Annotated in this window: 8 protein-coding genes; all 8 read left to right on the top strand. The window is 71.3% G+C overall.

What is annotated here, in order from left to right; all coding sequences use genetic code 11:
- Positions 1–222 precede the first annotated feature (222 nt).
- The 8 genes from ACIBVP_RS41330 to ACIBVP_RS41295 all read left to right on the top strand — a co-directional run bounded on the left by ACIBVP_RS41330 (position 223) and on the right by ACIBVP_RS41295 (position 6,937).
- Positions 223–630 (top strand): hypothetical protein, encoded by a 408-nt coding sequence (locus tag ACIBVP_RS41330; RefSeq protein ID WP_396112043.1) that lies wholly within the window; start codon positions 223–225, stop codon positions 628–630.
- 15 nt (positions 631–645) lie between these two features.
- Positions 646–1,020 (top strand): VOC family protein, encoded by a 375-nt coding sequence (locus tag ACIBVP_RS41325; protein ID WP_396112042.1) that lies wholly within the window; start codon positions 646–648, stop codon positions 1,018–1,020.
- Between the two features lie 100 nt (positions 1,021–1,120).
- On the top strand, positions 1,121–2,908 hold the full coding sequence (gene acsA / locus ACIBVP_RS41320; RefSeq protein WP_396112041.1) for an acetate--CoA ligase: 1,788 nt from the start codon (positions 1,121–1,123) through the stop codon (positions 2,906–2,908).
- Entirely contained in the window at positions 2,905–3,438 is a 534-nt protein-coding gene (locus ACIBVP_RS41315) for a flavodoxin domain-containing protein (protein WP_396112040.1), read from the top strand. Before acsA ends, ACIBVP_RS41315 begins: the two co-directional genes overlap by 4 nt.
- 10 nt (positions 3,439–3,448) lie before the next feature.
- Entirely contained in the window at positions 3,449–4,423 is a 975-nt protein-coding gene (pdhA, locus tag ACIBVP_RS41310; RefSeq protein WP_396112039.1) for a pyruvate dehydrogenase (acetyl-transferring) E1 component subunit alpha, read from the top strand.
- Complete coding sequence (locus tag ACIBVP_RS41305; RefSeq protein WP_396112038.1) at positions 4,420–5,391, top strand: alpha-ketoacid dehydrogenase subunit beta; 972 nt, start codon at positions 4,420–4,422, stop codon at positions 5,389–5,391. Before pdhA ends, ACIBVP_RS41305 begins: the two co-directional genes overlap by 4 nt.
- On the top strand, positions 5,391–6,683 hold the full coding sequence (locus ACIBVP_RS41300) for a dihydrolipoamide acetyltransferase family protein (RefSeq protein WP_396112037.1): 1,293 nt from the start codon (positions 5,391–5,393) through the stop codon (positions 6,681–6,683). Before ACIBVP_RS41305 ends, ACIBVP_RS41300 begins: the two co-directional genes overlap by 1 nt.
- The gene (locus ACIBVP_RS41295) at positions 6,680–6,937 is read left to right on the top strand and encodes an acyl carrier protein (RefSeq protein ID WP_396112036.1); all 258 of its coding nucleotides are present in this window, start codon (positions 6,680–6,682) and stop codon (positions 6,935–6,937) included. Before ACIBVP_RS41300 ends, ACIBVP_RS41295 begins: the two co-directional genes overlap by 4 nt.
- Positions 6,938–6,944 lie beyond the last annotated feature (7 nt).

The raw sequence follows: 6,944 nt of genomic DNA, 5'->3' as shown, positions 1-6,944 counted from the left end.
CGTCGCCACCCGGTTCGACAAACTCGCCGTCCGCTACGAAGCCACCGTCCACATCGCCACGATCAACGAATGGCTCTAACCCACTTCGATACAGGTCCTAGGTCCCTGCGCGGGCCTACGAACTGCCCTGGAACATCGAGCAGCAGGGCCGTGGCACACGAGCGGTGCGCGCGCGATCGTTGTCGTCAACCAGCAGGTCGCCCCCTACACGGAGCGTGGGTCATGTCGACAGAGCAGACGGTTCGGGTCACCACCGCACCGACCACGCCAGTCCGGGTCGCGCCCCGTTATGCCGACCTGGCCGACGTCGCGCTCGCGGCTGCCCTGTCCGGTGAGGACATCGCCGAGGACGCCGACGGGTTGGACCCACTCGAGCGGGTCACCTGCCGACTGCACCGCCGCTGGCTGCACCACTGCGTGTCCTCCCCCGCGCACGTCATCGCGGTCACCGGGCACCGGTGGTGCCGATCCTGCGCGTGCGCGGTGGCCATCGCCGTCGACGAGCTGACCGGGGACGTCCGGCTGACCTGCCCCCGCTGCGGCATCACGCCACGCGGTCCGGCCACCCGGCAGATCGTGCGCTGCTGCCGGGCCAGCATCGCGGCGGCCGCCGCGCGACACGGCGCATGAGGAAAGGAAGCCGTCATGGGCAAGGTGGTGCACTTCGAGATCCCGGCCGACGACATCGACCGGGCGGAACGCTTCTACACGACGGTGTTCGGGTGGCAGGTACAGAACATCGGCGACCCCGACTACCGCCTGCTGTCCACCGGCGACCCGCACGAACCCGGCATCGACGGTGCCATCGCCACCCGGACCGGCCCGGCCGGGAACGGGTCGGCCGGCGCCTGGATCTGCACCGTCCAGGTCGACGACATCGCCGAGACCGAACGCGCCGTGGCGGCCGCGGGCGGCAAACAGGTCCGCGACCGCGGGGCCATCCCGGGCATCGGCTGGGTCAGCTACTTCACCGACACCGAAGGCAACCTGTTCAACGCACTGCAGAGCGAGCAACGCTGATCCTGCCACGGTGCCACCTGCGAAGCGCCTTCTTCGGTCCCTCACACGCCGGGACCTTGGGCACTCGCGGCGGCGCCGGACCGGCGAGTTCCGTGGACACATGGTCCAGGACAACGACGTGCACTGGGCGCCGATCCGGAAGCCGGACTCCGCGCGCCGCGATGCCAACCTCACGGAGTACGAAGCCGAGCGCGGGCGGTTCACGTGGGCGGACGCTCGGTCCCGGCTGGCCGGCCTGCCCGGTGGGCATGGTCTGAACATCGCCCACGAGGCGGTCGACCGCCACCTCGGCACCCCGGTCGCGGCGCGGACCGCGCTGCGCTGGGTCGACCGCGACGACCACGTCACCGACATCACCTACGCGGACCTGGCCGAGCGCACCAACCGGTTCGCCAACCTGCTCGGCACACTCGGTGTCCGCGAGGGCGAGCGGGTGTTCACCTTGCTCGGCCGGATTCCGGAGCTGTACATCACAGCGCTGGGCACGCTCAAGGCGCGCTGTGTGCTCGCTCCCCTGTTCTCGGCCTTCGGGCCGGAGCCAGTGCGGGAGCGGATGCGGCTCGGCGAGGCCGCGGTGCTCGTGACGACACCTGAGCTGTACCAGCGCAAGATCGCCCCGATCCGCGACCAGTTGCCCACGCTGCGGCACGTGCTGCTCGTCGGCGGTGAGGCCGTGTCCGGCACCGTGGAACTGCGTGGCGCACTGGGCGCGAGCTCCGCCGAGTTCGAGATCCCGCCGACCGCACCGGACGACATGGCGCTGCTGCACTTCACGAGCGGCACGACCGGGAAACCCAAGGGCGCCGTGCACGTCCACGAGGCGGTGGTGGCGCACCACGTCACGGCCGCCTACGCACTGGACCTGCACTCCGACGACGTGTTCTGGTGCACGGCCGACCCCGGCTGGGTGACCGGCGCGTCCTACGGCATCATCGCCCCGCTCACCCATGGCGTCACCGTGGTCAGCGACGAGGGCGACTTCGACGCCCGCCGCTGGTACCGCGTTCTCGCCGAGCAGCGCGTCACCGTCTGGTACACCGCGCCGACCGCGCTGCGCATGCTGATGCGCCACCGCGCGAGCCTCGTCCGCGAGTACGACCTGTCCGCACTGCGCTACATCGCCAGCGTCGGCGAACCGCTGAACCCGGAAGTGGTGTTGTGGGGCCGGGAAGCCCTCGGCCTCCCGGTGCACGACAACTGGTGGCAGACAGAGACCGGCGCCATCATGATCAGCAACTACGCCGCCGAGGAGGTCCGGCCGGGATCCATGGGCCGCCCGGTGCCCGGTGTGGTCGCCGGTCTGCTGGAGCGAGGCGAGGACGGCCGGGTCCGGGTGGTCGACGGACACGTCCGCGAGGTCACCGAATCCGGCGTGGAAGGCGAACTCGCGCTGAGACCCGGCTGGCCCTCGATGTTCCGCGGCTACCTGCACGACGAGGAGCGCTACCGCAAGTCCTTCGTGGACGGGTGGTACCTCTCCGGAGACATCGCGCGGCGGGACGCGGACGGCTGGTTCTGGTTCGTCGGGCGCGCCGACGACGTGATCAAATCCGCCGGGCACCTCGTCGGCCCGTTCGAGGTGGAGAGCGCGCTGATGGCGCACCCTGCCGTCGCTGAGGCGGGCGTGATCGGCAAACCGGACCCGGTGGCGGGCGAGCTGGTCAAAGCGTTCGTGTCGTTGCGGCCCGGCCACCACCCGACCGATGAACTTCGCCGCGAGCTGCTCGCGTTCGGCCGCCACGCGCTCGGCGCGGTGGCGCCGAAGGAGATCGTGTTCGACCAGTCGCTGCCTCACACCCGCAGCGGCAAGGTCATGCGTCGGCTGCTCAAGGCACGCGAACTGGGACTACCGGAAGGCGATCTGTCCACATTGGAGAGTGCGAGATGACCAACCACATCGACCGAGTGCTGGTCGGCTACGCGGGAACCGCGGGCTCGACGAAGTCCGTCGCCGAGTTCATCGCCGCCCGGCTGCGGGCACGGGGGCTGACGACCGACCTTCGCGACCTCGCCGAAAAGCCCTCCGTCGACGGCTACGACGCCCTGGTGCTCGGCAGTGGAGTACGCGACGCCGCGCTGCTGCCCTCGGCCGAGAACTTCATGTGGCACAACGCCGACGCGCTGCGGACGCGCCCGGTGTGGCTGTTCAGCGTCGGCATCAGCCCGTCGCTGCGCGGCCCCCTCGGAAACCTGTTGCGGGAGGTCGTGCCGACCCGGATCGCCGAGCTGTGCGAACTGATCGAGCCACGTGACTACCACGCCTTCGCGGGGGTCGTACCGCGCACGGGGGCCGCCCTGCCCGCGCGCTTCCTGCTGTGGCTGTGCGGCGGCCGTTACGGCGACCTGCGTGACTGGCCCGGGATCGAGGCGTGGACCACCGGCATCGCCGAGTACCTGCACGGCGCTGTCACGGCGTAGGAGGGACGCGATGACCGAGCTGAACACCAAGGCCCGGATCGAGTTGCTGACGCAGATGCTGCGGATCCGGCGCTTCGAGGAACGTTGCGTCGAGCTGTACAGCGCCGAGAAGATCCGCGGCTTCATGCACCTCTACATCGGTGAGGAAGCGGTCGCCGCCGGGGTGTTGCCAGCGCTCGATCCGGAGGACGCGGTGGTGTCGACCTACCGCGAGCACGGTCACGCGCTGGCCCGCGGCATCGGGATGGACGTCCTGATGGCCGAGATGTTCGGCAGGAGCACCGGCTGTTGCCGGGGCAGGGGCGGCTCGATGCACATCTTCGACGCGGGCCGCCACTTCTACGGTGGCAACGCGATCGTCGCGGGTGGCTTGCCGCTCGCGGTCGGGCTCGCGCTCGCCGACCGGATGCGCGGCAGGCGTGCCGTGACCGTCTGCCTGTTCGGTGACGGCGCCGTGGCGGAAGGCGAGTTCCACGAGTGCATGAACCTCGCCGCGCTGTGGCGCTTGCCGGTCCTGTTCGCCTGCGAGAACAACTACTACGCCATGGGCACCGCGATCGAGCGGGCGCAGGCGGAGACCGACCTGGCGCTGCGTGCCGCCTCATACGGCATGCGGTCGTGGGCCGTGGACGGGATGGACGTCGAGCAGGTGGCTGACTCGGCACGGCGTGCCGCCGACACCGTCCGCGCCGGCGACGGCCCGTGTTTCCTGGAACTGCGCACCTACCGGTTCCGCGCGCACTCCCTGTACGACCCCGACCGTTACCGGGACAAGGTCGAGATCGCGCGCTGGAAGGAACGCGACCCGATCCCGGCGCTCGTCGGGCGCATGCGCGCGGCCGGTGAGCTGGACGACGCCGCGCTCGCCGCCCTGGAGGCGGACGTGGCGAGCGAGCTGGAGCGCGCGGTGGCCGCCGCCGAGGCGGCGCCCCTGGAACCGGTCGGCGACCTCACCCGCTTCGTGCACGCGGAGGTGACCCCGTGAAGACGTCGTACCGGGAGGCGCTGCGCGCGGCCATCCGCGACGCGCTCGCCACCGACGAGCGGGTGTTCCTCATGGGTGAGGACGTCGGCCGCTACGGCGGTTGTTTCGCGGTCAGCCTCGGGTTGCTGGAGGAGTTCGGGCCTGACCGCGTGCGGGACACCCCGCTCTCGGAGTCGGCGTTCGTCGGCGCCGGCATCGGCGCGGCCATGGCGGGCATGCGGCCGATCGTCGAGATCATGACGGTCAACTTCAGCCTGCTCGCGCTGGACCAGATCCTCAACAACGCAGCGACCCTGCGGCACATGTCGGGTGGTCAGCTCGGCGTGCCTCTGGTGATCCGGATGACGACCGGTGCCGGCAGGCAGCTCGCCGCTCAGCACTCGCACAGCCTCGAGGGCTGGTACGCCCACATCCCGGGGCTGCGGGTGGTGGCACCTGCGACGCTCGAGGACGCGCGGGGCATGCTGCCCACCGCGCTCGCCGACCCCGATCCGGTGCTGTTGTTCGAACACGGCTCTCTGTACAACTCCTCGGGCGAGCTCGCCGACGACGCGGGCGCCGTGGACCTCGACCACGCCGAGATCCGGCGGCCGGGCAACGACCTCACGCTGATCACCTACGGCGGTTCTCTGCCGAAGGCCCTGTCCGCGGCCGACGAACTGGCTGCGGGCGGGATCGACGTCGAGGTGATCGACCTGCGCACCCTGCGCCCGCTTGACGAGCACGCCGTGCTGGAATCGGTGGCGCGCACCCATCGTGCGGTGGTCGTCGACGAAGGCTGGCGCAGCGGCAGTCTGGCCGCCGAGGTCTCCGCGCGCATCGCCGAAAAGGCCCTCTACGAACTGGACGCGCCAGTGCGGCGCGTGTGCAGCGCCGAGGTCCCCGTGCCGTACGCCAAGCACATGGAGGACGCCGCACTGCCGCAGATCGCCGACGTGGTGGCCGCCGCGCGCGAGGCGGTGGCCTGATGGCCGAGTTCCGGATGCCCTCCCTCGGCGCGGACATGGACCAGGGCACGGTCGTCGAGTGGCTCGTCAAACCCGGCGACGCCGTGCGGCGCGGTGACGTGGTCGCCGTCGTCGACACCGCGAAGGCCGCGGTCGAGGTCGAGTGCTTCGACAGCGGGATCGTCGAGCGGCTGCTGGTGGACGAAGGCGCGACCGTCCCGGTCGGCACCCCGCTCGCGGTCATCACCGAGAAGGCACCGGCCACGGTACCGGAACGGCCGGCCGAGAAGCCTGCCCCGCCACAAGCCGCGGAGCCGGCTCCCGTGCCCGCCGCGATGCCCGCACCGCGCGTCCCACCACCGGTGGCGCGACCCGCGGTCACGCCGATCATCCGCAAGCTCGCAGGCCAGGCAGGCATCGACCTGTCCACCGTGCACGGCTCCGGCCGGGGCGGCGCGATCACCAGGCACGACCTCGAGTCGGTGCTCCGGCACCGCACCGAACGTCAGGCCGTCACCCCTTACGCGCGCCGCCTCGCCGCGGAACTCGGCGTGGACCTCACCGCGCTCGGTCCCGGCCCGGTCAAGGCGGCCGACGTGCGTGCCGCGGCCCCGCGAAGGCAGCCGCCCGTGGAGAAACCCACGCCGGCGCGGGACATGCGCGGCGCGATCGCCGAGCTGATGACCCGCGCCAACCGCGACATCCCGCACTACCACCTCGCCACGACCGTCGACCTCGGACCGCTCATGGAGTGGCTGCACGACCACAACCGCACGGTCCCGGTCGTCGAACGGCTCGTGCCGGCCGCGTTCCTGCTCAAGGCCACCGCGAGCGCCGCGGCCGAGGTCGGCGAGCTGAACGGGCACTGGCGTGACGGCGCGTTCCACCCCGCGTCCACAGTGGACCTCGGGGTGGCGACGTCGTTGCGCGGCGGTGGGCTGATCGTGCCCGTGCTGCCAGACGCCGCGCACCTGCCCGTCACCGAGCTGATGCGCCTGCTGCGGGACCGCGTCGCCCGCGTCCGCGCAGGCCACCCCCGCGGCTCCGATCTCGCACCCGCGTCGATCACCGTCACCAACCTCGGCGACCTCGGGGTGGAGCTCGTCCACGGCGTCATCCACCCGCCCCAGGTGGCACTCGTCGGCTTCGGCACGGTCGTGGACCGGCCGTGGGCCGTCGGCGGGATGGTCGGTGTGCGCCCTGTCGTGACCGTGACCCTCGCCGCCGACCACCGCGCCACCGACGGTGCGACCGGCGGCCGTTTCCTGCGCACCCTGGCGCGAAATCTGCAACGACCGGAGGACCTGCGATGAGCAAGACCATGAACGCCACCGACGTGGTGACCGCCGCACTCACGGCGATAGTGCCCGACGCCGCCGTCACCGGGCTCGACCAGGACGCCGACCTGCGCGACACGTTCGAGCTCGACTCCCTGGACTTCCTGTCCTTCGTCGAGCAGCTCAGCGAACACAGCGGCACACGCATCGACGAGGACGACTACGACCGCCTGCGCACACTGCGGTCGTGCGTGCACTACCTGACCCAGCACGGTTACCCGGCGAGATGACCGGGAC

Origin of the sequence: Actinophytocola sp. NPDC049390, assembly GCF_044466355.1 — a bacterium.
In the GTDB taxonomy this organism is placed as follows: domain Bacteria; phylum Actinomycetota; class Actinomycetes; order Mycobacteriales; family Pseudonocardiaceae; genus Actinophytocola.
Note: the sequence above shows the minus strand (reverse complement) of the source record. Positions and strands in the feature narration are given on the sequence as shown.

Bases quoted from the DNA above. Each gene is read 5' to 3' on its own strand.
- ACIBVP_RS41330 (WP_396112043.1), top strand. From the start codon at position 223: ATGTCGACAGAGCAGACGGTTCGGGTCACCACCGCACCGACCACGCCA.
- ACIBVP_RS41325 (WP_396112042.1), top strand. From the start codon at position 646: ATGGGCAAGGTGGTGCACTTCGAGATCCCGGCCGACGACATCGACCGG.
- acsA (WP_396112041.1), top strand. From the start codon at position 1,121: ATGGTCCAGGACAACGACGTGCACTGGGCGCCGATCCGGAAGCCGGAC.
- ACIBVP_RS41315 (WP_396112040.1), top strand. From the start codon at position 2,905: ATGACCAACCACATCGACCGAGTGCTGGTCGGCTACGCGGGAACCGCG.
- pdhA (WP_396112039.1), top strand. From the start codon at position 3,449: ATGACCGAGCTGAACACCAAGGCCCGGATCGAGTTGCTGACGCAGATG.
- ACIBVP_RS41300 (WP_396112037.1), top strand. From the start codon at position 5,391: ATGGCCGAGTTCCGGATGCCCTCCCTCGGCGCGGACATGGACCAGGGC.
- ACIBVP_RS41295 (WP_396112036.1), top strand. From the start codon at position 6,680: ATGAGCAAGACCATGAACGCCACCGACGTGGTGACCGCCGCACTCACG.